Origin of the sequence: Pseudoalteromonas sp. SG44-17, assembly GCF_014164235.1 — a bacterium.
In the GTDB taxonomy this organism is placed as follows: domain Bacteria; phylum Pseudomonadota; class Gammaproteobacteria; order Enterobacterales; family Alteromonadaceae; genus Pseudoalteromonas; species Pseudoalteromonas rhizosphaerae.
The window spans coordinates 22,883-47,618 of record NZ_JACJEV010000014.1; the positions used below are offsets into that span (position 1 = coordinate 22,883).

Genomic DNA, 24,736 nt, shown 5'->3' on the forward strand with positions numbered 1-24,736 from the left:
TTTACTGGCTTTTTTGTAACTTAGTTTATGCTTGCCTCTTTGTTCGAAAACTGAGCGGTAGCAGTAACAATAACCAAAATAAACTTCCACCGCTGGAACCTGAACTGGCAACTTGTTTTTGCACTGTTACCATAAGCTTGCTAGCAGGTAAGGTGTTTTTTATGCCATTTTCAGAGGTATCAGTCACGGTCAGTGTCACCACATAACTTCCCGCTTGGCTATAAGTGTGTGTAGGATTAGCCTGTTGGCTTACAGTATTGCCATCTCCAAAATCCCAGCTGTAAGTGTAATTATTAAACCCGCCTTTGGTATCACTGTTAAAATTAACCAGCAAATCTTTTGCACTGTAACTGGCCTGTGTTGTAAGTAATACATCTGCCGACACTTGGGTTGCAAAAGACTGCATAGCGCCATTTGCATCAGTTACAATAACGCTCAAGGTATAATCGCCACTGTATTCATAGCGGTGGTTAATGCTCTGCCCTTTCGCAGTTGAGCCATCACCTAATTGCCATGCATAGTCATAAGGTGCTTGACCACCTGATACAGTGACTTTTGCAGTTACATTGCCTTTCTCTATATTGGTATCCACACTGGAAATTGATAGCGGCGCAGTAAGCACAAAAGTCATCGATTCTTGAAACTGCTGCCCTTGTTCATTAGTACGAGTAAAACCCACAGTGTAACTACCATAATCGGCAAATGTATGACTTGGATTCAATTCATCACTGCTTTGGCCATCCCCAAACTGCCAGTTAAAACTATCGGTTGGGGTCAACGCCATTCCTTTAATTTCAAAACTCGCTTCGAGATCATTAGTAATTACATTGATCCCAGACTGTGGTGTATAGCCTAAATTCAATTCAATTGAGCTATTATTAATCGCTTGCTCAACAATAGAAAAACTAAAACCAAACTGTGAAACTTTTACACCAGAGGCCGGTTGCGTGGCAAAACTGTAATCATTATTATCATTAAACTCAGTGATTGCTGCTAACTGCGTATCGCCTAAACCCTGGCGCTGATCATAAAGACTAAAAGCAGCATCTCTTAACTGAATCGTAGTACTTGCAGGTACGCTGCTGTTACCTTTTGCAATGGCATTTTGATCGGCATCAACAACCAGTATAAACCCTTCGCCAATATGCTCAGGAGTATTATTATCTGTATACTGTTCATTAGCAGACCAAAGTAATAAACCCGGTGAATACTGCTCAACTTGTAAACCACTATCAATTCCTAAATAACTACGTAACTGTAAATAGTAATTGTGTGGTTTTGTATAGATGTGATCCCCCACTCGGCTAAAGCCATCAAGTTGTGCTTGTGTTGACTGCTCTGCATTATCTTGCCAAACGAAAGTATCACCTTGGCTAATGGTCATATCATCAACAACTAGACCAAAATAATGAGTATAAGTGTCCGTTTTATAGTTAAAACTAAGCGTAATTGTTTGACCAGCATAAGCTGATAAATCAAAACGATGCCGTAAATAATTATTCGGCTGCTGAGCGTCATTTACTGAACTTGAAGACCCTGTTATATATGGACCAATGTCTCCATAAAATGGATTAACCGCTTGGGTATATTGCGACGCAATAGGTTGGGCGTTTACTAATACTTGAGCATAATCATAATGCGCTTCAATGCTGTAATAAGCACTTAAATCAAGATAAGTAGGCTGCGTACTTGCAGGTATATTAACTGTAAATGTCATACTTTGTGAAACATTATCGCCACTGCCAGAGTAATATTGCAAGTGCCCTTCTACCGCTTGATAAAACGGCTGTAAATTAGTTGGCAGGGTGATTTTCAACTGGTTTAATTCAGTTGATACCCCACTACTATGGCGAAGTATTTGCTGTTGATTGGTATCGATTTCGTCTAACGATATCGTCGTTTGATTAAGCCAGTTTCCTTGATAACGGTTTTGTAAATATTCGAGTGCATAAGGACTGAACATCACCGGCTGTGAACCGCTAGGTGAGCCTGCCCAACTACCACCAGACATAACTGACCATAATGCCACAGGCTCACCAAGCGCACTGCCGGTTAAATCATATTCATCAGGCAAACCTAAGTCGTGACCAAACTCATGTACCACCACACCAATACCAGCGTCGATAGGATTGATAGTATAACCAAATAAACGAATACTACTGCCTTCAACCGCACTTGGCTGATTGTTTTGATCGTACACATAAAAACGATGTGACCAAATTGCATCTGTACCCAATATACCACCACCGGCTTCCTCACCTATACTCGAGTGGAAAATCATAACATGGTCAATAATGCCATCAGGTTCATTGGTGATCCCATCACCATCACGATCATCCAAATCTGTTAAATCATAATCGGCTAAATTAATATTAAATTTGGCTACGGCTTTTTCTACCGCTTCATGCACTAAACTTGGTGCATCAATATCATTATTTCCCCCTTGGCGAGCCCCATAACTTTTCGCATCATTATCGGCTGTTACCCAGCCATAAACTTGACCCGTAAATGCTAAGCTTTCCCCTGAGGCTTGCTGATAATATTGATATGCTGTTTGCAAAGTTTGCTGCTGAGGTCCTGAGTAACCATCAGTAGCGAATAACATTTGTTGGTAATGCTGCTGACTATAGCTTGAGTAGTACATATCGCTGTCAGCTGCGGCTAAGCCATTATCATCATGAGGTAAGTCAGGAAAATCAACCAATATAGCCAACACTTTTACGGTATTTTTTTTCGAATTAGGTAACTGCGAAGACACACTCGCTAAGCGCTGAGCCATTTTTCGTTGTTGAGTTAAAACTTGAGGGTTTAGTTGCCGACGTGAATGCACTGATCCACCACGGCCAATATAATCAGATAATAATTTATCATTCGCTATTTTATCGTCAAGCTGCCCGCGTTTATCTAACCAATATAAAATTCGCTCTTTATTAACGACACCAATATCAGTTGGGCTACTATTTTGTGGTATTGCCACACTATGTTGACTTAACAATACCAAAGTCAGTGCACATAACAATTGTGAGTATTTCACAGGATCACCTATCAACAACTTCATAAAGATAATAATAGCTAATAATTTATATACTTACATTACAGTTATAGGTACACCTTGAATACCCCAAAAATCAAAAAGCATAATTTCTTTATTTTCCACGGTTAATAATGCGATCTAAAGCAATTTTTAAGTAGAAAAACAATTAATTTGGAATTTTAATGCAACATTGCCGTTTTGGCTGTTGACATTAGCTGGCAAAACCTTTAAAAATAAGGCTATTGAATTAGTAGACTTAGTGTGTTTTTGGCTATTACGGCGCAATAACTCATTAAAATTTACATAACAAATACCGAGAAGAAAAATAACATTATGAAATATCAATTTCACCTAGTCACTGTACTCGTACTGGTCTTAGTTTTAAGCCCAGCGGGGATGTATTAGAAGGTGAAATAGCTTTTTAAAAACCCCCGCCCTAAGCGGGGGTTTTTTTATGCATTTAAATTATACGGTAATTGCACAGAATAAATGGGGAGTGCGTGCAATAGCACATTATTACTCATGATAATAATCAATCGGTAACTGGCACACAGAGGAATGAGGATGAGTACACAACAATATAATGGCTCCGAACTAGTTGTTCAGGCATTAAAGGCATTGAAGGTAAAATATATATTTGGCTACCCCGGTGGCTCAGTATTAGATCTTTATGACGCATTATTTCAGCAAGATGATGTTGAGCATATTTTAGTTCGTCATGAGCAAGCAGCAACCCATATGGCTGATGGTTATGCACGTGCCACAGGTGAAGTGGGCGTAGTATTAGCAACATCAGGTCCAGGTGCGACAAACTGTATAACGGGGATCGCTACAGCCTATATGGATTCTATCCCTATGGTAGTGCTATCCGGTCAAGTGCCGACTAACTTAATTGGTGATGATGCATTTCAAGAAACCGATATTGTTGGTTGCTCTCGGCCAATCGTAAAACACAGTTTTAACTGTCGTAGCGCAAAAGATATTCCTAAAATTTTGGCTAAAGCATTTTATATTGCAAGTACTGGACGCCCAGGTCCTGTGGTCGTAGAACTGCCAAAAGATATGTTAAACCCTGCACTTAAATTTGATTTTGAGTTTCCAGCAACCACAGAGCTGAGAACCTATAGTCCAAATACCAAAGGCCACCCAAAGCAAATTCGCAAAGCCGTTGCCGCTATTTTAGAAGCTAAAAAACTGGTCATTTACTCAGGCGGCGGGATTATTATTTCTAACACTTCAGAGCAACTGACTCATTTGGTTGAATCACTCAATGCACCAATAACTAATACCTTAATGGGATTGGGGGGTATTTCCGGTGTTCACCCTAATTTCGTTGGTATGCTAGGTATGCACGGGAGCCTTGAAGCAAATAAGGCGATGGCAAATGCCGATGTGATCTTAGCTCTGGGCGCCAGATTTGATGACAGGGTAACCAATAACGTGAAGAAATTCTGTCCCAATGCGACGATTGTTCATGTTGATGTTGATCCAACCTCTATTTCAAAGACGATCAAAGCTCACATTCCAGTCGTCGGTTGTTTATCAACCGTACTTGAGCAATTACAAACAGCCATAGATAAAAGTCCAATCAAAATTGATCGTAGTGCTCAAGAAGATTGGTGGCGTCAGATCATTAGCTGGCGTGAACAAAAATGTTTAAGCTACAGCACTGCGGGCGATAAAATAAAACCTCAGGCCGTCATTGAAGCAATTTATAAAGCCACCAATGGTGATGCCTATATAAGCTCTGATGTAGGTCAGCATCAGATGTTTGCGGCGCAGTACTACCCGTTTAAAAACCCGCGCCAATGGATCAACTCAGGGGGTCTTGGCACTATGGGCTTTGGTCTGCCAGCGGCAATGGGAGTGAAACTTGCGTTCCCGGATAAAGAATCAGTGTGTGTCACCGGTGATGGTTCGATTCAAATGAACATTCAAGAACTTTCGACATGTTTACAATATAACTTGGCTGTAAAAGTGGTGTCACTGAATAATCGCTCTCTGGGTATGGTGCGTCAATGGCAAGATATGGTCTATGGCGGTCGTCACTCATCGTCGTATATGGAATCGTTACCTGATTTCGTCAAACTTGCTGAAAGTTATGGCCATGTCGGTATTCGCGTTAATACTCTTGATGAACTACAGCCCGCAATCGATAAAGCCATGTCGATCACTGACCGTTTAGTGTTTTTAGATATTCTTGTTGATGAAAATGAACATGTATACCCAATGCAAATTAAGCTTGGAGCAGTTGATGAAATGTGGTTACGTAAAGGAGTGAAAGCATAATGCGTCGTATATTATCTATTTTACTTGAGAATGAACCAGGGTCATTATCGCGTATTGTTGGCCTATTCTCACAACGAGCTTATAACATTGATAGTTTAACAGTTGGCACAACAGACGATCATTCTTTATCACGTATTACTATCACTACCATGGGTGATGACCGTGTGGTTGAGCAAATCACTAAACAGGTAAATAAATTAGTTGATGTATTAAAAATTATTGATCTAACTGAAATGGCGCATATTGAACGTGAGCTGCTATTAGTAAAAGTATTCGCTCAAGATGAAGCTAAGCGAGCTGCAGTAACACGGGTGGTAGATGTATTCCAAGGTGCTATTTTAGACATGGGTCGCAACAGCTACACATTGCAGCTTGTTAGTAGCACAGATAAAATTGAATCGTTTTTAGATACCTTACGCCATGAGACTGACATAATTGAAGTTGTACGCTCTGGTGCGGTAGGTATTGGCCGCGGTGATAAAGCACTAAAAGCTTAAACCTTAGATTAATGAGCAGATACAAAAAAAGGGCTAATCAGCCCTTTTTTATTTAACCAATCTAATTGATTAAGGATTAACTTGATCTTTAAGACCTTTACCTGCTTTAAAGCTTGGGATAGTTGCCGCTGAAATTTGGATTTCGGCACCAGTTTGTGGATTACGGCCAGTACGTGCAGCACGCTCTTTTACAGAGAAAGTTCCAAAACCAACTAGTGCAACTGAATTACCTTCTTTTAAAGAAGAAGTAACAGCACCAGTGAATGCGTCAAGTGCGCGTGTAGCTGCTGCTTTAGAGATTTCTGCATCAGTAGCGATTTTTTCAACTAATTGAGCTTTATTCATTTGTTAAATTCCTATTCGTTATTATTTTGCCTTCGCAAAACCTATCTTTATGCATTTTTTAAGTATTGGCAACAGCAAAATGCTTTTTTCACGTAAATTCTTAAAAAATGAGTAAATTTTAAATAATTGCCGAAATAAATATTGATTTAAAGATTAACCAACAATGAACTTAAGCACTATTTAGTAAATCAATATGGTAATTTGTTGATCAATCAACTTTTTCGATAACTAAGGTTACTTCCCCAACCTCAATGCCAAACTTATCAATTGCTGTACGGTTAATCAAGCGTGATTGTGTTACCAGATACATCCAATCATCTAAATTAACTTCAATGGTGTCATCTCCATAAGGTAGTTTTAGGGTATATTGCCAATGAAAAACACTGCCATTACTTTTCCCTTTCGCGATACCTATGACATCACCTGCAGTGCCAGTTAAAGTATTGTCTGCATTGAGTGTTATGTTCCACACTCGACGTTGAGTTTCACCGTCATCGTAAACAAAATCTTCCTCTATAACACCGTTATTGCCATCCCAGCTCGCATTCATGTCAACAACCATCTTACGGGTTAATTCACCTTTATAATCTTGGACAACGCCGTAGGCTTTCAATTTGCCACTAAAAAATTGTTTAAAATTAAATTCTGGCTGACTTCCTTGGTAATACTCAACATCTGGCGCAGCACAACTGCTTAATAAAAATGTGCAACTAAGTAAAAATAATGTAGTAATTCGCTTCATGTTATTGCCCTATTAGTTGTTTTCGCATTTGTGGCTCAGAGGTATCGGCGTCAAGCCAAATAGCTAAGAAGTTATCCGCAAAACCATTTTGCTCTATAGCCCCTAACTTTTTACCATTAAAATAAAATGTGCCAATACCATTTTCATCCGTAATGAACGATAGCGATTCACCTTTTTTGATATCTGGCCAAAGCGCAGCTAACTGTGCATCGTATTTACTAATAATCTCTTTTTTACCCAAATGCTGCCATTGTTCGTTTGTCGCTTTGATTATGTCCTTTGCAGCAAAATCGCGTAAATAGGTCAATGTCAGTTTAGTGGGGTGATTACCAAACTGATAGGTCCCAGATGGGGTTGCTAACTGCGCCTGATAGACATCCCAAAATAGATACTCAAAACGAGCCTCACCGACCACTTTAAAATCAGCTGCAAAGCTTCGGCTGCATATCAATACAATTAAAATGATTAGCCCTTTAGTTAATCTTGCTATCATTACCGGACTCCAAATTTCTAAGTTAAATAGTTACACCTGTATGCTCATTTGTGTTCAGAAACTAACAGGTACTTTTTGCTATATGTGTTTATCATCCTGATAAAATTGAACATAAGCGACCAAGCAAAACCATATATAAGCCAAAATTGCCAAACTACAGGATGAACCTCTAACGCCCCAAAGCGTGCACCAGCAATATAACTTGCGGGGGCAAAAACAGCACAGAGTAACATCGCTAAATACCAAGGCGTGCGATGCAAAAATTTCATTGACGTATTGATGGTTAAGAGTAAGGCACACCAAAGTAATATAAACCACAATGGAAAAGGGGATATACTAAAAGATAAAAAGCCAACCTCAACCATCAAATATTCAAAGCTTAACGAGATCATTAAGCCATAGCACAGTAACAGCATATCTTGTTGCTTTTGCTGCGACAGGCATAGCATTAGTATGATGATTAATAAAATCGGTATAATAGCGCGCTGCTCAAGGAATAATGCTAAAAACCACACTCCTTGAAACAGCAAAAAATTAATAACTGAGCGCAATGTCATCACTTGAATGGTTAAAACGCGGTTTACGAGCAACTAAATGCACTGTACTGGTTACTCGCGCCCTAAATGCGCCTTCACAGTAAGCTAAGTAAAATAACCACAATCGATAAAAACGCTGGTCGAACTTAACTTTGTCGATTTCTGGCCAGCTTGCAATAAACCGTGTGCGCCAATCAGCTAAGGTTCTTGCATAATGAACGCCGATATCGCTAATACTGTGTACCACCATGTCTGATTGATTTTTTATTTGCTTATTCATTTCATCAATACACGGTAAACAACCACCAGGGAAAATATACTGCTGAATAAAATCAGAATTTTTCAGGTAATGTTGATAGCGTTGATCAGCAATTGTGATTGCTTGGATCAGCATTGCACCACTGTCTTTGAGTAAGTCATTACATTTTTTGAAAAAGCTGGGTAGGTATTCATGACCAACCGCTTCTATCATTTCTATTGACACGAGCTTATCGTAACTGCCTTCGAGTAAACGATAATCTTGTTTCAATAAGGTTATCTTATCTTCAAGCCCCAACTGGGTAATTTTTTCTGCCACAAACGCATGTTGCTCATCAGAAATAGTTGTAGTAGTAACGTGGCAGTCATAATGTGTTGCAGCATGAATGGCAAACGCTCCCCACCCTGTGCCAATTTCAATAACCGTTTCACCGGGTTGTAAATCTACTTGTTGGCAGATTAAATCAAGCTTATGGCTTTGTGCTTGCTCAAGAGAAGCATCTTTTGATGGGTAGACAGCACTTGAGTAAAGCATTTCAGTGCTTAAAAATGATGAATACAACTCATTGCCTAAATCGTAATGAGCAACAATGTTTTTCTTTGAACCATGCTCAGAATTTTTGTTTTTACGGTGGTTTATTCGATTGTAAAGATTACTAATAAACGCAAACTTACGTTCAAATTGGTCCAGTTGAGCCTGATTAATGGCAAAAATTTCAATCAACTGAGTTAAGTTAGTACATTCCCACTGGCCTAAAATATAAGCTTCGCCAGCTCCGACACTGCCAGAGAGCGCAAATGCTTTATACATTGCCGGATTATTAACAACTACTTTAGCCTGCAAGTGACTTTGAGGATCACCAAAGTGTTGAACGTCGTTACCATCAACTAGGGTAATCGCGCCGACTTCAATGCTATCAAACGCACCAATGACTAACTTTTTATACAGCTTACTTAACAAGCTACTTGATGCGTTATCAGCTAAACTGGATACTTTTTCCATCTCATGACCTTCATTATTTTAGCTTATCAATTCTTGCCTGAGTGACCTAAAAAAGGCACTCGCTTACAAAATAGTTTAAACGCCTGTACGTAAATTCCTTTCATCACAGTGATTGTCATAGCAGGAAAACGTTTCAGTAACGCAGTAACCGCAGCACGACTGAGTGACTGGCGTTGTAAACGCAAACTGGCAGTAAATAATAGCGTATTATCTTTTTTATTTTCTATATGGATCATAGTATTGTGCTTTGTTAAACGCACTTTCCAGTGGTAATCCATATCTAAATTCATAAATGGTGATACGGAGAAAGCCTTTTTAAAGTTCACTTTCTTGTGTAAATCAACCAAGTAATAGTGTCGCTCGTTCCAGGGGGTATTACTCACTTCAGCGACCATATAGGGAAAATCGCCATCAGCCGTTTCATAGAAGAAAAAGTTAACTGGGCTAAAATACACCCCAAAACAGCGCAGCTGTCCGAGCAAATAAACATTACTAAACGGAGCAGTAATCCCCAGCTCGACAATTTTATCAATTGCTCGTTGTTTGATTGGTTGTTGAGTATCTAAATCACGATTAAGATAATCTGATTGTTTAAATTTAAGTGCTTTAAAGCCTGTTGTTCCAAGCCAAGGGTGAACACCATCAAGTTGCTGAGGAGCATTAAGATCAACCCACATCATGTACAACTGATAATTAAAGCTATGCGCTTTAATTGATAATCGGTGATGACGAACATCACCGATTAAAAGTGCACTATTCAAATTCAACCCCAAGTTTGCGAGCAACATCTACAGCGCTTTTCACGCCGTCTTCGTGAAATCCGTTATACCAATAAGCGCCACAAAAATAACTGTTGTTGGCTCCATCAATAAGCTGTTTCTGTTGCTGAGCAGCAATAGACGTTTTATTGAATACTGGATGATGATACGTAAATTCTCGGAGTATTTTAGTTTTATCAATTCCCTCACGGTGATTAAGCGTGACACAAAATTGCGTTTTACTTGTTATGCCTTGCAAAATATTCATTTGATAAGTCACAACAGCAGCTTTATCAAGATTATCGGTAAGTAGATAATTCCAACTGGCCCATGCGGCTTTACGTTTTGGCAGCAAAGCAGTGTCAGTATGCAAAATCACTGAATTTTCAGTGTAGGGAATGGCTGATAAAATTGCTTTTTCATCAGTGCTTGGGTTTTCAAGTAAAGCGAGAGCTTGATCAGAATGACAAGCAAAAATAACTTTATCAAATTGCTCAACGGTACCATTTTTCAATCGGATCAACACCTGCTCTGGGGTGCGAAAAATAGACTGTATATCCGTGTTCAATTTTATTTTATCTTTAAAACCACTGATCAATGGATTGATATATTCCCTTGAACCACCGGGAATAACATACCACTGCGGACGATTAGTAATATCTAATAAGCCATGATTGAAAAAGAATTTTACAAAAAACTCAACCCCTACATTACTCATTTCTTTAATACTTGTTGACCAGATAGCCGCGCCCATTGGCAAAATATAATGGTAACGAAAAAAATCATTAAAACCGTGTTGGTCGAGCAACTGACCTAACATCTGCTCACTTTGGTAGTCGTTGTCATGATATAGTTTTTTACACAACGTGTTAAAACGCACAATATCACTGAGTAACTTCCAAAAGCGCGGACGAAATATATTGCGCTTTTGAGCAAACAAACTGGCAAAAGTGTGGCCATTGTATTCAAAACCAGTTTGCTGATTATGCACACTAAAACTCATTTCTGTCGGTTGTCGTTCAACGCCGATGCGCTTTAACAGCTTTTCAAAATAAGGGTAAGTGCGATCATTAAAAACAATAAAGCCAGTATCAATAGCATGCTTAACACCATCAACCTGTATATCTATCGTTGCGGTGTGCCCACCAATGTAGTTGTTTTTTTCAAATACCGTAATATCATACTTTTTGTGCAACAAATGCGCGCAGCTTAATCCTGCAATTCCAGAACCTATAATTGCTATTTTTTTCAACGACTTAATCCTTTTGCAAGCATGAGCCAAATTGGCAGCGGCAACATGCGTAAACATTTTAAAATAAGGGTGAAACGATAAGGAAAATGCACCTCTTTGCGGCGCTTAGCGACCCCTTTGATAATATAATTTGCCGCTTTTTCTGCAGTAACTGCCATTGGCATTGGAAAATCGTTTTTTTGAGTCAACGGTGTTTTAACAAAGCCTGGGTGCACTAAGGTTACGTCAATATCAGCTAAATCAATGGCTAAACTTTTTGCTAAGTAACTGACCCCAGCTTTTGATGCGCCATATGCTTCAGAGCGTGGTAACGGTAAATAAGTTACGCTTGAACTGACAATCACCAACTGACCACCGGACTTTATCCTCGGTAGTAAAGCCTCAAGACAATAACCCATCGAAAGCAAATTAGTAGTAACAACGCGGGTAAACAATGCACTGTCAAAATTATGCGCATCATCGATATACTCACAATTGCCAGCATTAAGAATAACGCGATCAAATTGCGTATAAGCAACAGTGCTACTTCGTATTGCTTGTAAATCAGTAGCGTCAAAATGACAACTTTCAATATTCGTTAGTTGCGCAAGTTCGTTTAGTTTTTCTTGGTTACGCCCACAAGCGATCACTGTATCCCCGGCTTGCGCATACAGTTTCGCAAGTTGTTCACCAATACCTGATGTTGCACCTGTTATAAGCGTGATCATTATTCCGCTGCCTTATTATCTATGTATTTAATAATTGAACCGAGAATAGGGATATGTCGATAAAGTAATGCACCAGCATCAAAGTAGTCTTTATGAAGGCTGATTTTGTCACCAGTAAATGTTAACTTGCTATGGCCTGCTACGGCTATTTGCTGGCCATTGCTAAGCTTTGGATGGCGATAATACATAGTCCAGTAAACAAAAGCATTATCGCCTACACTAACAGTGTCACTGATATCAAACGTGCATTCAATAACATTACTATAAAGTTTAGCAAAATATTGATGTAAGTCAGCTAAACCATCGACTTCATGCAATGGATCAGAAAAGTGAATGTCTGCAGCATAAATATCACTCAGTAAATGTAGATTTTCTTTACTTAGCTTTTGGTATATCGCGATAAATTTATCTGTTCTGTGGTTGCTCATATCATACCTTAAATGCATCAAGCGCTCGTAAGCGAGCCGTTTTATGATCAACGATTGCTGGCCAATAAACCGCTTTTGCTTTGCCGCTTTTCGCTAAATATTCATGCGGAAAATGAATTTGCTTATTCGGCACATTTTCCAACTCCGGTATATACTTACGAATAAAATGACCATCAGGATCAAATCGCTCACTTTGAGTAATCGGGTTGAATATTCTAAAGTATGGCTGGGCATCGCAGCCGGTACTTGCAGCCCATTGCCAACCGCCATTGTTAGACGCTAAATCGCCATCGATCAAATGCTGCATAAAGAAACGTTCACCTTTACGCCAATCAATTAACAAGTGTTTGGTAAGAAAACTGGCAACCACCATTCGTAAGCGATTATGCATCCAGCCAGTTTGAATAAGCTGCCTCATAGCGGCATCAACAAGCGGGTAGCCTGTTTTACCTTCACACCAAGCAGTAAAATCAGCCTCATCAGTTCGCCACTTTACTGGGTCATATTTCTCATTAAAGTTGTTATATTTATTAAGTTTTGGATAAGCCACAATTAAATGACGATAAAACTCACGCCACACTAACTCGTTGACCCAAGTAAATAAATTGCTTTTAGAGCTACTTAAAGCATCGACATATTGTTGCTGTACAAGAGCAATTAATTGCTGAACGCTGACAATTCCTAAAGCTAAATACGGACTTAAGCCTGATGTGCCTTTAATACTTGGAATATCTCGCTGATCTTTATAGCTGAGTAATTTATCGCTGATAAAGCGGGCACAGATTTGACTTAATGACGCATCATCAACTGGCCACTTATGTGAGGAATCGTCACCGGTAAGTAACGCTGAACCTTGCCAAGGTATTGGGCTAAACATTGTCGGGGGGGCTTGAAAATAAAAATGAGTATCTTGATATTGCTTTAGCCAGGCATTTTTAAAAGGGGTGAACACCTTAAACATCTCACCACTTTGATTCAGTACCGTTCCAGGCGGTGCAACCACGTCACCATCAAACAAGGTAACTGATACTTTAAGTTTATCAGCATGATGTAAAAATGCGTTATCGCGCTCAACTTCATTAATTTCATATTCTTTATTGGCAAATAACTGCGTTACTGAATGTCGCTGGCAGAACTCGCTTAACTGCTGCACACATCCTGCGTAATTACCCGCTTCAATGATATGCAAGGTGATGCCATTATCAGCTAGTAACTGACCTAAGAAGTTTAACCTTCGTTTTAGCAAATCAATTTGTATTGAAGCAACACCATGGCGTTGCCATTGTTGCTCAGTGATAAAAAATATAGCGTCTTTACAACCATTGTCGATTGCTTGATAAAGGGCATGATTATTAAAAAGGCGCAAATCGCGCCTAAACCAAAATACAGTGTTCATTAAATTCCGTAGCGTAATTTTAGTTCGTGAGGATAAGGGTTGAAGTAAACTTGCTTTGCTAAGTATTCGTTTGGATGTACTTTCAAATGATGTTTTAAGAGTGTCAGCGGTACATACAGCGGCACTAAACCTGAGCGATATTCATCAATTGCATCTCGTAGCTCTTCTTTTTCAATTTTGGATAAATGTTTTTTAAAGTAGCCTTGTAAGTGCATTAAAGTATTGCTGTTATTTTTGCGTGATGCAGGTCTTTTCAGCGCTGCCATTAATCCTGAAATATAATCGTCAGCAAGCTGCTCAAAATCATCGCCGACATAGGTGCCCAGTAAATTACCAAGATCTTTATATGCCTGATAATTGTGAGCCATTAACAAATACTTATATTGCGCATGAAACTGCGTTAACCTATGCAGGGTTGCTGGTTGTTGACGCAACAATTGCCAGTTTTTATAAGTAAACACTCGCATTACAAAGTTTTCACGCAAGTGCATATCATTTAAACGACCATTTTCTTCACACGGTAACAATGGGTTGTGAGCCATAATTTGCGCAGCAAAAAAGCCCACACCTTCAGATGTATTACCTGTGCCTGCTTCATTGTATATTTTGATCCGTTCCATGCCGCAGCTTGGACTTTTAGCACAAAAAACAAAGCCGCTTAATTGTGCAGCCTGCTCTGTGGCAACTTTTTTACCATATTCTGTCAATTGTGGGCCAACATCACCACTGCCGTCAGGACGGCACACTTTAATAGTTGTGCCTACTTTAACTTGTCTAATTGTCGGTCTTGGGATCGGTAGACCTACCGCCACTTCGGGACAAAAGCGTTTATATTCAACATGTTTTGCGAATTCATCCATGCAAAAATTTGATTTTTTATGGCCACTATCAAACCGAACTTTCTCACCTGCAAGGCATGCACTTATGCCTATTTGAATAGTCGATTGCTGCATATACACTCCTAGTAAATCAAATTGCCAATTGGATTGAGTAACTTACTCAGTCCCTTCTTAAAGTGTAGAGCACTACTGACTACTGTGTAACATAAACAACCTTTTTCTGTGATCGGGGTATGTTGATGACGACCATCGAGCCACATAAAGTCGCCAGGCACATATTGACCCTCTTCATCACTAAACTCGCCATCAAGTAATAAAGTCAATTCGAAACCAGTGTGAGTATGTTCAGGGATTTCTCCACCAGCATCAATATGCAATAAGCTAGAACGTAACGCACCATCATCTAGATCGATACGAGAACGTGATAATTTCCCCATTTGCATAAATTTGCTATGTGAAATACGGGCAAGAGCACGGGGCAATTGATAATTTTGCTGATTAACAAGGATAGTTTGAGGCGCGACCTTGTATACCTCATCAGCAGTTACATCTGCTGTAATTGCATCAATTAATGATAATTCATCAATAGCTAAATCTGTAGTTTGAGGATGCTCATCATCAGTGCCAAACACATCTACGGCATTGTTTGCTTCAATGCGTTGCACTTTTTCTTTACAGCAACTACACATATCAAGATGAATAGCGACGGCGACGTTTATACTTGCCGGTAATGACGCATTACAATACTGCGCTAATAGCGCATCGCTTGGGTGATGTTTAATCATTGCGGTCTCCCATTTCATTGCGTAATTTTTGTAACGCTAAACGTAAACGTGACTTCACGGTACCAATTGGAATGTTCAATTGTTCTGCAAGTTGCTCTTGTGACATATCTTGAAAATAAACGCCTTTAACCACATCGCGTTGAGCTTGGGGTAATTTATCTAGGTAATTTTTTATTTGTTGATTTTCAAGATGATCACTAAATTCATAGTCAGCATTATCATGTTGCTCAACTAACGGCCAAATATCTTCGCTAATATTATCTTCTTTATTACTTTTCATTTTTCTGAGCATATCAAATGATGCGTTTCGCATTACGGTATATACCCACGTTGTAGCAGCGCCTTTATCATTATTATAGAGATGTGCTTTTCGCCACACGGAAGTTAGCGTGTCTTGTACTAATTCCATCGCTTGTGCTTCTGAGTTAAATTGCTTGATACCAAAGCGTTTTATTTTTGGTGAAAAGTACGCAAATAAATAAGCGAATGCTTGTTTATCGCGATTAGCTGCAACCGCAGATAATGCATCAGCAAGTTCTTTGCTTGGCGTTTGTGGCATGGCAGTGTAATTACCTGTGTTAGGTTCACAACGTGTTGAAAGTTGTTGACTCACCATCATAATATTCCCATTAGTGTTCTTGCTTATTCAATACGCAGGGCAACTAAATTAAGATCATATTAATTAGGAAAATTCGTTATTAATCACAGTATGAAGGAAAGAGTGAATATTCGCAAAGTCTGATTTAAAGGCAAGCTGTTGTTTTTTATCAATTGAAATAGGTAATAATTCAAGCCATCTAGCAATAACCCAGTTCAAATCATCAAAGTGTGTCTGGCGATATAAATCGGTTAATTCTGTATTAACATCAAACAACTGCTCTAAAGCAGTTACTAAATATGTATCATCGCGATCTAAATTATGGGGTTGTTCAAACCAAAAAGGCATTGTAGGTGCTGATAGCTGACCGAAACGTAGCTGCTGCTTATCTTCAGTTACATCAGTTAACTCAACTACAGATTTAGCTACCACATCAATCAGTAATTGCCCTTGTTGATCTTGTGAAAAGTCAATAATATCCACTAAGCATCCATACTTAGGAACGTTGAGATGACTATCAACATCATACTGGCAAAGAACAAATCCATGATCATTTTTAAGTGATTCTTTTACCATATCAAGATAACGAGGTTCGAAAATTCTTAACCGCGTATACCCACTTGGTAAAATAAATACAGGTAATGGAAAGATTGCACGTTTCATAAGGCTCACTACATCAGTTTAACTATGCATTACGTTACGTGCACTGCAGCAAACAAGATCAATGTTACTGATTATTACTTATCGGTATCCCCTTAGCCTATGTTTAGCCACTGCCCTACATTACGTAACAATTCAACTGATGCATACGCACTTAACAAGCTTACAACGGGTGCTAACATTAAAGCTAATAATCCTAATTCGCTGCTCATTACTTTAACCCTCAACTTTTACTGCATTGCTAGTTGCAACGAGTTGTGATGTATTTTCAGCTACACCTACTTCAGCTGATTGCTCGCTTTGCTGAGAAAACAGTTCGGTTAACATTTTTTGCGAATCACTAAACAATGACTGTTTTAATTTGCTTTGTAATTCATTACTCGTACTTTCAATGTATTGTGCAATGCTGCTTGATAGCGTTTGAGTAATATCTAATTGACCGTCATTTGCACTTGCTTGTGTAGAACCAACAACCAAAAGTGCTGCAACAGATAGTTTAATAATGCTTTTCATGATGGTATTCCCTATTGTGTTATTAAGTTAGTCGCTATTACTTAATCAAAGGTTGTGCCAACCACGAAATAAATTTTAACTAATTGTTTTTTATGCACTTTAAATCACACAAGTGCATAACCTATTGATGATGTGAATTTTAAAACCATTCAAATTGGTTAAAAAAACCAAAATATAGTCAATAAATAAGCATTGAAAGTTTCAGCGTACATTTGTACACTCAAATCCAAATTAATGTTTTATGATGAGTATGTCATGTCGGTTGAACCCGCTTATTCTAAAAAAGAAGAGCAACTTAATAGCCTGTCTCACGGCGCAGGCGTTATATTTTCATTGTTTGTATTGTGGGAGCTGATCAGCAAGACACACACGATTGAAGCAACGGTCAGTGCAATTGTTTATGGCGGTAGTTTATTGTTGCTGTTTTTATCATCTACGCTTTATCACAGCAGTAGCAGCATAGGTGCGCGGGCTTTTTATAAAAAATGTGACCACTGTGCTATTTATATTTTGATTGCAGGCACTTACACCCCTTTTTTAGTACTCTCATTAACCGGAATTTGGTCGATTTTAACGCTGGTATTTATATGGTCTTTAGCACTTGGCGGAGTGTGCTATAAATTAATGGTGAAAAAACAAAACAAAAAGGTGTCTTTATCAACATATTTATTAATGGGTTGGTTTGCAGTTGCAATTGTCTACCCGCTTTATTTAAATGTGCCAGTAAACGCACTATGGTGGTTACTCAGTGGAGGGATTTTGTATAGTCTCGGCACACTCTTTTATAGTGCTAAAAATCGTCAATATAGCCACGCACTTTGGCATGTATTTGTGATTGCTGGCTGTGTTTGTCACTATATTGCAATCAGCCGCTATATTATTACGGTCGGTTAAATTTTTTAATTAGTCCCACTGAAATTGACGCATATTAACACGACCATTTTTAAAAATTACGCCTTCACTTTGCAGTAATTGATATTGCTTTTGGTACTGCGCTGTCCCTTCAGGAAAAGAAATTTTACCTTGGCTGTTGATCACTCTATGCCAAGGTATGCTTGAATCTTTTGGCATTAACTTTAATAACCGCCCTACTAGCCGAGCATTATTTAGCAATCCTGCCATTGCCGCTACTTGTCCATAACTGGCTACTTTTCCTGGCGGTATATTCGCCATCACAGTATAAATTTTGTCTTCTTTACTGGCTTGCATTTACGACCCTAAAAACGTTTTACTTAACTGCTTAAAATCTTGCCACACGGCTCTTGCCACGGGTCCATGATGAGTGGCATTTTGTCGGAATACTCTGATCTGTGCGCTAAAAGTATTTTCTCTGTCTAGTATTTTAATTTGTTGTAATACACCACTTTCAAGTTCATTTTGACAATGCGCTAAACTCATCATTGCCCAGCCAGCTCCCGATAATAAAAACGATTTTAAAGTTGATATATCATCAATTTTCATCATGGTAGAGCCTTTTGAATACGATAAACGATCAGAGTCAAAACTCATATCACTTTCAAACATCGCTAAACAAGGAAAGTTCTGTAATTGTTGATAAGTTACTTTATCTGGCACTAATCCTGTCACACTAACAATACCAATATCGAGCTTGCCAATCGGTAAACTTTCTAAATCGCCTGTAGCATGAAACAAATCAAACCACGGACCAATCCCTAAGTCTGCTTGTCCTTTATTAACTTGCTCAAGAGAAACAAAGCGTTTTCCGCTGGTTACACTAAACTCGGTGCTGGTATGTTTAACAAAAGCATTGCAAATAATATCGTTATACAGTGCTTGGTGACATAACTGCTCATAACAAATTTTGTAATTTGCTTCATTACCAAGTGCAAGTTCACTGGCCAGTTGTGCTAAATGTGCCTGAGCATCTAATAATAATGCTGCTTCGCGATGATAAATACGACCCTTTTCAGTTAATTGCAATCGATAATGGCTACGATCTAACAATTCAAAACCAAGCTCAGCTTCAAGTTTCTTAATAGCTAACGTTAAAGCTGGTTGCGATTTATACAGTGCTAAAGCAGCTTGCGACAAGCTTTGAGTGCGAACAATGGCATCAAGCATTTTTAACTGCACTAAGTTCATAATGGTCCAACTTAAAATCATAAATTTTATTTATGATCTTTTTAAAATTTAATAATTTTTATTTTATATGTTCGCGGCGTATGCTGCATCTAATTTATGTTTTCATAGCCACGGAGAAGACCATGAAACTGTCGCCAGTTTTAATTATATCAACATTAATACTGAGTTTAGTCGCCTGTAAAGAATCAAATACCGACACTCACGTCGAACAAGCTATTCGTCCAGTAAAACTATTTGAAATTGATACTAACTCAGATCAGACAATACGCAGTTTTCCGGCAGAAGTAGTGGCAAATCAAGGCTCTTATTTGGCGTTTAGAGTTAACGGTGAGTTATTAGAGTTCCCGGCATTGGCGGGTCAACATGTTGAAAAAGATCAACTCCTTGCCAAGTTAGACCCTGAAGATTTTCAACTGCAATATGATGAGCGAAAAGCACGTTTTGAATTGGCGCACTCGCAACTTGAACGCGTACAAAAACTATTTAATAAATCAATTACCAGTCAATCCGAACTTGATCAGGCACTTGCCAATAAACAGGTAGCTGAGTCGGCATTAAAAATTGCAAAAACCAACTTAGATAATAGCGAATTACGTGCCCCTTTTAGCGGCACCGTTTCCAAAGTGTTTGTTAAAAACTTTGAGAATATCCAAGCAAAACAAAACATTCTTCGCTTAGAAACCCGTGATTTAATGGATGTGATCATTCAAGTACCCGAAAAACTAATCGCCCGTATTGATAAAGACATTGACTATCAGCCAAGCGTGGTTTTTGACGGTTTTCCAAATAAATCATATACCTTAATGATTAAAGAATTCGACACCCAAGCAGATCCAGCCACATTAACTTACAAGGTGGTATTTTCATTACCAGTGCCTAAAGATTTTAACCTGTTGGCAGGCATGACCGGCAGTGTAGATATTGATCTAAGTAAAGTTACTCACTCGCAATCACACTATATTTTACTCCCTGTTGAAGCTGTGTTCTCTGAACCAACACAGCCTACTAATAACAGCTATGTCTGGCTATACGATCCACAGACTGGCAAGGTGAAAAAGCAAGCTGTTGAAGTTGGCCAATTACATCGACGTGGTATTGAAGTGCTTGCTGGTTTAGAGCAAGGTCAAACTGTGGTCGCGGCTGGTGTTCACTACCTTAAAGAAGGCATGCAAGTACGTCCGTGGCAAAAAGAGCGAGGCTTATAAAATGAGCATTGCTGAACTTGCCATAAAACAAAAGGTCGTCAGTTGGATGTGCGCGCTATTACTATTAATCGGTGGCGTAGTATCTTATTTAGGACTTGGTCAGCTTGAGGACCCTGAATTTACAATAAAAAAAGCCATGGTGATCACCTTATATCCTGGCGCTTCACCACAACAGGTAGAAGATGAAGTTACTTTTCCGATTGAAAATGCAATTCAACAATTGCCGTATGTGGATTACGTAACCAGCATTTCATCTCCAGGGAAATCACAAATTACCGTTGAAATGAAAAGCAACTATCGCAAACAAGACTTACGACAAATTTGGGATGAGCTACGGCGCAAGATTAACGATAACGCTTCATCACTGCCAAGTGGTGTATACCCAAGTACCATTTTAGATGATTTTGGCGACGTATACGGCGTAATGTATGCCGTCACTGGCGATGGTTACTCTTATGACGAACTAAAAAACTATGTTGATTACTTAAAGCGCGAACTGGTACTCGTTGACGGCGTAGGTAAAGTGACCGTCAGTGGTGAACAACAAGCACAGGTGATGGTTGAAATATCGACGCGTAAGCTGGCGCAGCTTGGTATTGCACCAACTAGAATTTATCAATTATTGCAATCACAAAATACCGTATCGAATGCAGGTAAAATACGCGTAGGCGATGAATCAATTAGACTGCACCCAACAGGCGAATTCAAAGACGTAAAAGAGCTCGAAAATCTACTGATCTCAAAACCAGGTGAAAATGAACTGATTTACCTCGGTGACGTTGCAACGGTGTTTCGTGAATACGCCGAAGTACCTAATAATGTAATCCGTTTTAACCAGCAGCAAGCCTTGCTCGTTGGCGTATCGTTTAGCAGTGGTGTAAACGTTGTGGATATAGGCGATAACATTAAAGCGCATTTAGCATCGCTTGAATATCAGCGCCCCCATGGCATGGAAATAAATACCGTTTATAACCAACCTGTTGAAGTCGAAAAATCAGTCAATGGCTTTATCATCAGCTTACTCGAAGCTGTCGCTATCGTTATTGTTGTCCTGCTTGTCTTTATGGGCTTTAAAAGTGGCGTACTGATCGGGGCAATTTTATTGCTGACCGTATTAGGTACATTCATTTTCATGAAACTGTTTGCGATTGATTTACAACGTATCTCTTTAGGTGCACTGATCATTGCATTAGGAATGTTGGTTGATAACGCCATCGTAGTCACTGAAGGTATTTTAATAAACCTAAAGCGAGGGCAAACAAAGATAAAAGCAGCGGCTAATATAGTGGAGCAAACAAAGTGGCCTTTACTTGGCGCAACCGTGATTGCTATTACTGCATTTGCGCCAATTGGCTTAAGCTCTGACGCTAGTGGGGAATTTGCCGGCAGCTTATTTTGGGTATTATTTATCTCATTATTATTAAGCTGGATCACTGCCATCACCTTAACTCCTTTCTTTGCTGACTTAATGTTTAAAGAAACAGAGCTCAAGCAGCAAAGCCATGATGAAGACCCATATCAAGGTGTGATCTTTAATCTATATAAAAGTTTATTAAGCACCTCGATGCGTTTTCGTAAAACCACTTTATTGTTGATGGTCGTTTTATTAGCTAGCTCTGTTTTTGGCTTTAAGTTTATTAAACAAGCGTTTTTTCCAGCTTCTAACACGCCAATGTTTTACGTAGATTATTGGCATACACAAGGAGCTGATATTCATGCCACTTTAGATGGCGTCGCCAAACTCGAAGCATTCTTACAAAAAGATGAGCTGGTCGAAGAAGTAACATCAACGATAGGCCAAGGCGCACCACGGTTTATGTTGACCTACGCACCTGAAAAATCATACCCAGCTTATGGTCAATTAATTATCCGTGTAAAAGACCGCGAAGCAGTGGCGACGATGATTGCAAAAGTTCGCGACTATGAATACAACCATGTATTTGATGCCAAGCTTAAAATAAAACGTATGGAAATAGGCCCTTCTACTGATGCTAAAATAGAAGCGCGTTTTTCGGGGGCTGATCCAGTAGTGCTTCGCCAATTAGCTAAACAAGCAAAAGAAGTGTTAGCAAAAGATGCCGGTGCTTATAATATTCGTGATGATTGGCGTGAACGCTCAAAACTCATTCGCCCGCAACTTAACGAACAAAAAGCACGGCGTCTGGGTATCGCTAAAACAGACTTGGACCAACTATTATTAACCAGTTTTTCCGGTAAAAAAGTCGGCATTTACAAAGATGGTACTCAACAGATCCCCATTATTGCCCGCTCACCTGCACAAGAGCGTCTTAATGTTGAAAGCCTCCGTGACCTACAAATATACAGCCCAGTATTAGGCGTATTCGTGCCAATTACTCAAGTGGTGGATGAGTTTGTTGTACAGTGGGAAGACAGCCTAATAATGCGCCGCGATCGCAAACGTACTATTACAGTAATGGCCGATCATGACGTAATAGGCGATGAAACACCCGCTAAACTATTTTCAAGAGTCAGGCCAGGTATTGAAGCAATTAAACTCCCTAATGGCTATGAATTACAATGGGGCGGTGAGTTTGAATCATCAACAAAGGCAAAAAAAGCTATTTTTGGCTCGTTACCTTTGGGCTATTTAGCGATGTTTGCAGTCACTGTGTTGCTATTTAACTCAGTAAAAAAACCACTGGTTATTTGGGCCACAGTACCTTTAGCAATCATCGGTGTCAGCGCCGGCTTGCTAGTGATGAACGCCGCATTTAGTTTTATGGCGCTACTTGGGTTATTAAGCTTAAGCGGTATGTTGATTAAAAATGGCATTGTGTTGGTAGATCAGATCAACCTTGAGCTCAGTGAAGGCAAAGAGCCTTATCAAGCAGTATTTGATTCCGGTGTAAGCCGTGTGCGCCCCGTTGCGATGGCAGCAATCACCACCATTTTAGGAATGATCCCATTATTATTTGATGTGTTCTTCCAATCAATGGCGGTGACGATTATGTTTGGTTTAGGCTTTGCAACCGTGTTGACATTAATCGTAGTGCCGGTGCTTTATACCGTGCTATTTAAAATTGAGGTGCCAAAAGCAAAATAACTGAGGTTTAAATAAAACCAGGAGCACAATTTATGTTGTTCCTGGTTTTACAATTTGATCTTATTTTTTAAGGCTTAATGTGCCTGTGCGAGTGGTGCTATTTCTTCTTGCAGGTTTGGCGTTAGTTTGGTCATTTTTAGAATCAAAACGGCCTTGTTTGACATGCTTAGCAAAATCACGCTTTTTATCGTTTTCTTTGTAAGGCGTGCGTGCTTGTTTCGGCTTGCTGATATTCGCAGATTGTTTGTTCTCATCCACTGATAACTCTTCGGTTTTGCCCGAGTCGGCAATCGAATTATTAATCTCAGCCATTTCTTGCTCAGTTAAATGGCGCCACTGGCCAACATTTAAGCCTTTTAACGTGACATTCATAATACGTACGCGTTTTAAGGTGACCACTTCATAGCCCAAGTACTCGCACATACGACGAATTTGACGATTCAAACCTTGCGTTAATACAATAGTAAATTGTTGCGGTCCTGTTTGTGTAACTTTGCATTTTTTCGTGACTGTATCTAAAATTGGTAAACCACCTGCCATCTTATTCACAAACTGACGATTTAATGGCTTGTCGACTGTAACAACATATTCTTTTTCATGATTATTGCCAGCACGAAGAATTTTATTGACGATATCCCCTTCATTTGTCAGAAATATCAACCCTTCTGATGGCCGATCTAAGCGACCAATTGGAAAAATACGATCTGGGTAGTTAACCGCTTTGACGATATTACTTTGAATTTTACGCTCAGTTGTACAGGTTATACCAACGGGTTTGTTGTAAGCGATGTACGCCCGTTTCGGCACTTTCTTCAGCGGCTTACCATCAATCAGTACCGTGTCAGACAATGCTACTTTGACACCCATTTCCGGTCGTATACCATTGACAGTAACACGACCATCTTCAATATATTTATCCGCTTCGCGTCGTGAACAAAAACCGGTGTCACTAATAAATTTATTTAATCGTTTTAAGTCTGTCATGAGCCAAATTCACATTAATTTTAAAGGCCGATATTGTATACCCAAACCACCTTAAGATGCGAGCGCAGTTGAATTTAAAAGCGATTTAGACAAGGCACAGATTGCAAACAATAGAAGCCACTTGTTAAAATTAATCACGCAGTATAAAGCGCTGTTAAACCAACTATTAGCCTTTTCACAGCAAGCACCTAATTGGTTTGTTTATACTTAAACGATTGCTCTGTTTTACGGTATGTAGGTTTGCGCT

General features: G+C 39.2%; 24 protein-coding genes. 5 read left to right on the plus strand and 19 right to left on the minus strand.

Going from position 1 to position 24,736, the window contains the following annotated elements:
- Nucleotides 1–25 precede the first annotated feature (25 nt).
- A complete protein-coding gene (locus tag H5182_RS11550; protein ID WP_182760055.1) occupies nt 26–3,058 on the minus strand; it encodes an immune inhibitor A domain-containing protein in 3,033 nt (1,010 codons plus the stop codon).
- Nucleotides 3,059–3,598: 540 nt separating this feature from the next.
- Between H5182_RS11550 and H5182_RS11555 the strand changes: the two genes are divergently transcribed.
- Nucleotides 3,599–5,323 (plus strand): acetolactate synthase 3 large subunit, encoded by a 1,725-nt coding sequence (locus H5182_RS11555; RefSeq protein WP_145235824.1) that lies wholly within the window; start codon nt 3,599–3,601, stop codon nt 5,321–5,323.
- Nucleotides 5,323–5,820, plus strand: coding sequence for an acetolactate synthase small subunit (gene ilvN / locus H5182_RS11560; protein ID WP_149980181.1), 498 nt, complete (start codon nt 5,323–5,325; stop codon nt 5,818–5,820). Before H5182_RS11555 ends, ilvN begins: the two co-directional genes overlap by 1 nt.
- A 69-nt stretch (nt 5,821–5,889) precedes the next feature.
- Here the strand turns inward: ilvN and H5182_RS11565 are convergent, their stop codons facing one another.
- The 15 genes from H5182_RS11565 to H5182_RS11635 all read right to left on the minus strand — a co-directional run bounded on the left by H5182_RS11565 (nt 5,890) and on the right by H5182_RS11635 (nt 17,133).
- Nucleotides 5,890–6,165: an HU family DNA-binding protein gene (locus tag H5182_RS11565; protein ID WP_145235830.1), complete on the minus strand. Its 276-nt coding sequence runs from the start codon at nt 6,163–6,165 to the stop codon at nt 5,890–5,892.
- A 208-nt stretch (nt 6,166–6,373) separates the two neighbouring features.
- A complete protein-coding gene (locus tag H5182_RS11570) occupies nt 6,374–6,907 on the minus strand; it encodes a DUF3833 domain-containing protein (RefSeq protein ID WP_145235836.1) in 534 nt (177 codons plus the stop codon).
- 1 nt (nt 6,908) lies between these two features.
- Entirely contained in the window at nt 6,909–7,400 is a 492-nt protein-coding gene (locus tag H5182_RS11575; RefSeq protein WP_145235840.1) for a chalcone isomerase family protein, read from the minus strand.
- A 44-nt stretch (nt 7,401–7,444) separates the two neighbouring features.
- The gene (locus tag H5182_RS11580) at nt 7,445–7,957 is read right to left on the minus strand and encodes a DUF2878 domain-containing protein (protein WP_182760056.1); all 513 of its coding nucleotides are present in this window, start codon (nt 7,955–7,957) and stop codon (nt 7,445–7,447) included.
- The gene (locus tag H5182_RS11585; protein ID WP_182760057.1) at nt 7,935–9,197 is read right to left on the minus strand and encodes a cyclopropane-fatty-acyl-phospholipid synthase family protein; all 1,263 of its coding nucleotides are present in this window, start codon (nt 9,195–9,197) and stop codon (nt 7,935–7,937) included. Before H5182_RS11585 ends, H5182_RS11580 begins: the two co-directional genes overlap by 23 nt.
- Before the next feature lie 26 nt (nt 9,198–9,223).
- The gene (locus H5182_RS11590; RefSeq protein ID WP_182760058.1) at nt 9,224–9,958 is read right to left on the minus strand and encodes a DUF1365 domain-containing protein; all 735 of its coding nucleotides are present in this window, start codon (nt 9,956–9,958) and stop codon (nt 9,224–9,226) included.
- On the minus strand, nt 9,951–11,207 hold the full coding sequence (locus tag H5182_RS11595) for an NAD(P)/FAD-dependent oxidoreductase (protein WP_182734158.1): 1,257 nt from the start codon (nt 11,205–11,207) through the stop codon (nt 9,951–9,953). The genes H5182_RS11590 and H5182_RS11595 overlap by 8 nt, the downstream gene beginning before the upstream one ends.
- Nucleotides 11,204–11,914, minus strand: a complete 711-nt coding sequence (locus tag H5182_RS11600) for an SDR family NAD(P)-dependent oxidoreductase (protein WP_182760059.1) — start codon at nt 11,912–11,914, stop codon at nt 11,204–11,206. The genes H5182_RS11595 and H5182_RS11600 overlap by 4 nt, the downstream gene beginning before the upstream one ends.
- Nucleotides 11,914–12,342, minus strand: a complete 429-nt coding sequence (locus tag H5182_RS11605; protein WP_182734157.1) for a nuclear transport factor 2 family protein — start codon at nt 12,340–12,342, stop codon at nt 11,914–11,916. The genes H5182_RS11600 and H5182_RS11605 overlap by 1 nt, the downstream gene beginning before the upstream one ends.
- 1 nt (nt 12,343) lies before the next feature.
- On the minus strand, nt 12,344–13,738 hold the full coding sequence (gene phrB / locus H5182_RS11610; protein WP_182760060.1) for a deoxyribodipyrimidine photo-lyase: 1,395 nt from the start codon (nt 13,736–13,738) through the stop codon (nt 12,344–12,346).
- Complete coding sequence (locus H5182_RS11615; protein ID WP_182760061.1) at nt 13,738–14,691, minus strand: DUF523 and DUF1722 domain-containing protein; 954 nt, start codon at nt 14,689–14,691, stop codon at nt 13,738–13,740. Before H5182_RS11615 ends, phrB begins: the two co-directional genes overlap by 1 nt.
- An 8-nt stretch (nt 14,692–14,699) precedes the next feature.
- Entirely contained in the window at nt 14,700–15,362 is a 663-nt protein-coding gene (locus H5182_RS11620; protein WP_145235871.1) for a ChrR family anti-sigma-E factor, read from the minus strand.
- Nucleotides 15,355–15,978: a sigma-70 family RNA polymerase sigma factor gene (locus tag H5182_RS11625; RefSeq protein ID WP_145236307.1), complete on the minus strand. Its 624-nt coding sequence runs from the start codon at nt 15,976–15,978 to the stop codon at nt 15,355–15,357. The genes H5182_RS11620 and H5182_RS11625 overlap by 8 nt, the downstream gene beginning before the upstream one ends.
- 66 nt (nt 15,979–16,044) lie before the next feature.
- Nucleotides 16,045–16,623, minus strand: coding sequence for an LON peptidase substrate-binding domain-containing protein (locus H5182_RS11630; protein ID WP_145235874.1), 579 nt, complete (start codon nt 16,621–16,623; stop codon nt 16,045–16,047).
- A 213-nt stretch (nt 16,624–16,836) separates the two neighbouring features.
- Nucleotides 16,837–17,133 (minus strand): hypothetical protein, encoded by a 297-nt coding sequence (locus tag H5182_RS11635; protein ID WP_145235879.1) that lies wholly within the window; start codon nt 17,131–17,133, stop codon nt 16,837–16,839.
- A 255-nt stretch (nt 17,134–17,388) separates the two neighbouring features.
- Between H5182_RS11635 and H5182_RS11640 the strand changes: the two genes are divergently transcribed.
- The gene (locus H5182_RS11640) at nt 17,389–18,027 is read left to right on the plus strand and encodes a hemolysin III family protein (protein ID WP_182760062.1); all 639 of its coding nucleotides are present in this window, start codon (nt 17,389–17,391) and stop codon (nt 18,025–18,027) included.
- Between the two features lie 9 nt (nt 18,028–18,036).
- On the opposite strand, the gene H5182_RS11645 is transcribed toward H5182_RS11640, so the two are convergent.
- Nucleotides 18,037–18,342, minus strand: a complete 306-nt coding sequence (locus H5182_RS11645) for an MGMT family protein (RefSeq protein WP_145235885.1) — start codon at nt 18,340–18,342, stop codon at nt 18,037–18,039.
- Nucleotides 18,343–19,236: a LysR family transcriptional regulator gene (locus H5182_RS11650; protein WP_145235888.1), complete on the minus strand. Its 894-nt coding sequence runs from the start codon at nt 19,234–19,236 to the stop codon at nt 18,343–18,345.
- A 122-nt stretch (nt 19,237–19,358) separates the two neighbouring features.
- On the opposite strand from H5182_RS11650, the gene H5182_RS11655 reads away from it, so the two are divergent.
- Entirely contained in the window at nt 19,359–20,441 is a 1,083-nt protein-coding gene (locus H5182_RS11655) for an efflux RND transporter periplasmic adaptor subunit (RefSeq protein ID WP_145235892.1), read from the plus strand.
- Nucleotide 20,442: 1 nt separating this feature from the next.
- Nucleotides 20,443–23,505 carry an efflux RND transporter permease subunit gene (locus H5182_RS11660; RefSeq protein WP_182758264.1) on the plus strand — a complete coding sequence of 1,021 codons (3,063 nt, stop codon included), beginning with the start codon at nt 20,443–20,445 and terminating at the stop codon, nt 23,503–23,505.
- Nucleotides 23,506–23,565: 60 nt separating this feature from the next.
- Here the strand turns inward: H5182_RS11660 and rluF are convergent, their stop codons facing one another.
- Nucleotides 23,566–24,489, minus strand: coding sequence for a 23S rRNA pseudouridine(2604) synthase RluF (gene rluF, locus H5182_RS11665; protein ID WP_182731591.1), 924 nt, complete (start codon nt 24,487–24,489; stop codon nt 23,566–23,568).
- Nucleotides 24,490–24,736: the final 247 nt, after the last annotated feature.

Excerpts from the sequence above, each read along its gene's own strand:
- H5182_RS11635 (WP_145235879.1), bottom strand. The coding sequence starts at position 17,133 with ATGAAAAGCATTATTAAACTATCTGTTGCAGCACTTTTGGTTGTTGGT.
- H5182_RS11620 (WP_145235871.1), bottom strand. The coding sequence starts at position 15,362 with ATGATTAAACATCACCCAAGCGATGCGCTATTAGCGCAGTATTGTAAT.
- H5182_RS11550 (WP_182760055.1), bottom strand. The coding sequence starts at position 3,058 with ATGAAGTTGTTGATAGGTGATCCTGTGAAATACTCACAATTGTTATGT.
- H5182_RS11570 (WP_145235836.1), bottom strand. The coding sequence starts at position 6,907 with ATGAAGCGAATTACTACATTATTTTTACTTAGTTGCACATTTTTATTA.
- H5182_RS11640 (WP_182760062.1), top strand. The coding sequence starts at position 17,389 with ATGTCGGTTGAACCCGCTTATTCTAAAAAAGAAGAGCAACTTAATAGC.
- rluF (WP_182731591.1), bottom strand. The coding sequence starts at position 24,489 with ATGACAGACTTAAAACGATTAAATAAATTTATTAGTGACACCGGTTTT.
- H5182_RS11660 (WP_182758264.1), top strand. The coding sequence starts at position 20,443 with ATGAGCATTGCTGAACTTGCCATAAAACAAAAGGTCGTCAGTTGGATG.
- H5182_RS11565 (WP_145235830.1), bottom strand. The coding sequence starts at position 6,165 with ATGAATAAAGCTCAATTAGTTGAAAAAATCGCTACTGATGCAGAAATC.
- H5182_RS11650 (WP_145235888.1), bottom strand. The coding sequence starts at position 19,236 with ATGAACTTAGTGCAGTTAAAAATGCTTGATGCCATTGTTCGCACTCAA.
- H5182_RS11630 (WP_145235874.1), bottom strand. The coding sequence starts at position 16,623 with ATGAAACGTGCAATCTTTCCATTACCTGTATTTATTTTACCAAGTGGG.
- H5182_RS11615 (WP_182760061.1), bottom strand. The coding sequence starts at position 14,691 with ATGCAGCAATCGACTATTCAAATAGGCATAAGTGCATGCCTTGCAGGT.
- H5182_RS11555 (WP_145235824.1), top strand. The coding sequence starts at position 3,599 with ATGAGTACACAACAATATAATGGCTCCGAACTAGTTGTTCAGGCATTA.
- H5182_RS11645 (WP_145235885.1), bottom strand. The coding sequence starts at position 18,342 with ATGCAAGCCAGTAAAGAAGACAAAATTTATACTGTGATGGCGAATATA.
- ilvN (WP_149980181.1), top strand. The coding sequence starts at position 5,323 with ATGCGTCGTATATTATCTATTTTACTTGAGAATGAACCAGGGTCATTA.
- H5182_RS11575 (WP_145235840.1), bottom strand. The coding sequence starts at position 7,400 with ATGATAGCAAGATTAACTAAAGGGCTAATCATTTTAATTGTATTGATA.
- H5182_RS11625 (WP_145236307.1), bottom strand. The coding sequence starts at position 15,978 with ATGGTGAGTCAACAACTTTCAACACGTTGTGAACCTAACACAGGTAAT.
- H5182_RS11580 (WP_182760056.1), bottom strand. The coding sequence starts at position 7,957 with ATGACATTGCGCTCAGTTATTAATTTTTTGCTGTTTCAAGGAGTGTGG.
- H5182_RS11655 (WP_145235892.1), top strand. The coding sequence starts at position 19,359 with ATGAAACTGTCGCCAGTTTTAATTATATCAACATTAATACTGAGTTTA.
- H5182_RS11600 (WP_182760059.1), bottom strand. The coding sequence starts at position 11,914 with ATGATCACGCTTATAACAGGTGCAACATCAGGTATTGGTGAACAACTT.
- phrB (WP_182760060.1), bottom strand. The coding sequence starts at position 13,738 with ATGAACACTGTATTTTGGTTTAGGCGCGATTTGCGCCTTTTTAATAAT.
- H5182_RS11605 (WP_182734157.1), bottom strand. The coding sequence starts at position 12,342 with ATGAGCAACCACAGAACAGATAAATTTATCGCGATATACCAAAAGCTA.
- H5182_RS11585 (WP_182760057.1), bottom strand. The coding sequence starts at position 9,197 with ATGGAAAAAGTATCCAGTTTAGCTGATAACGCATCAAGTAGCTTGTTA.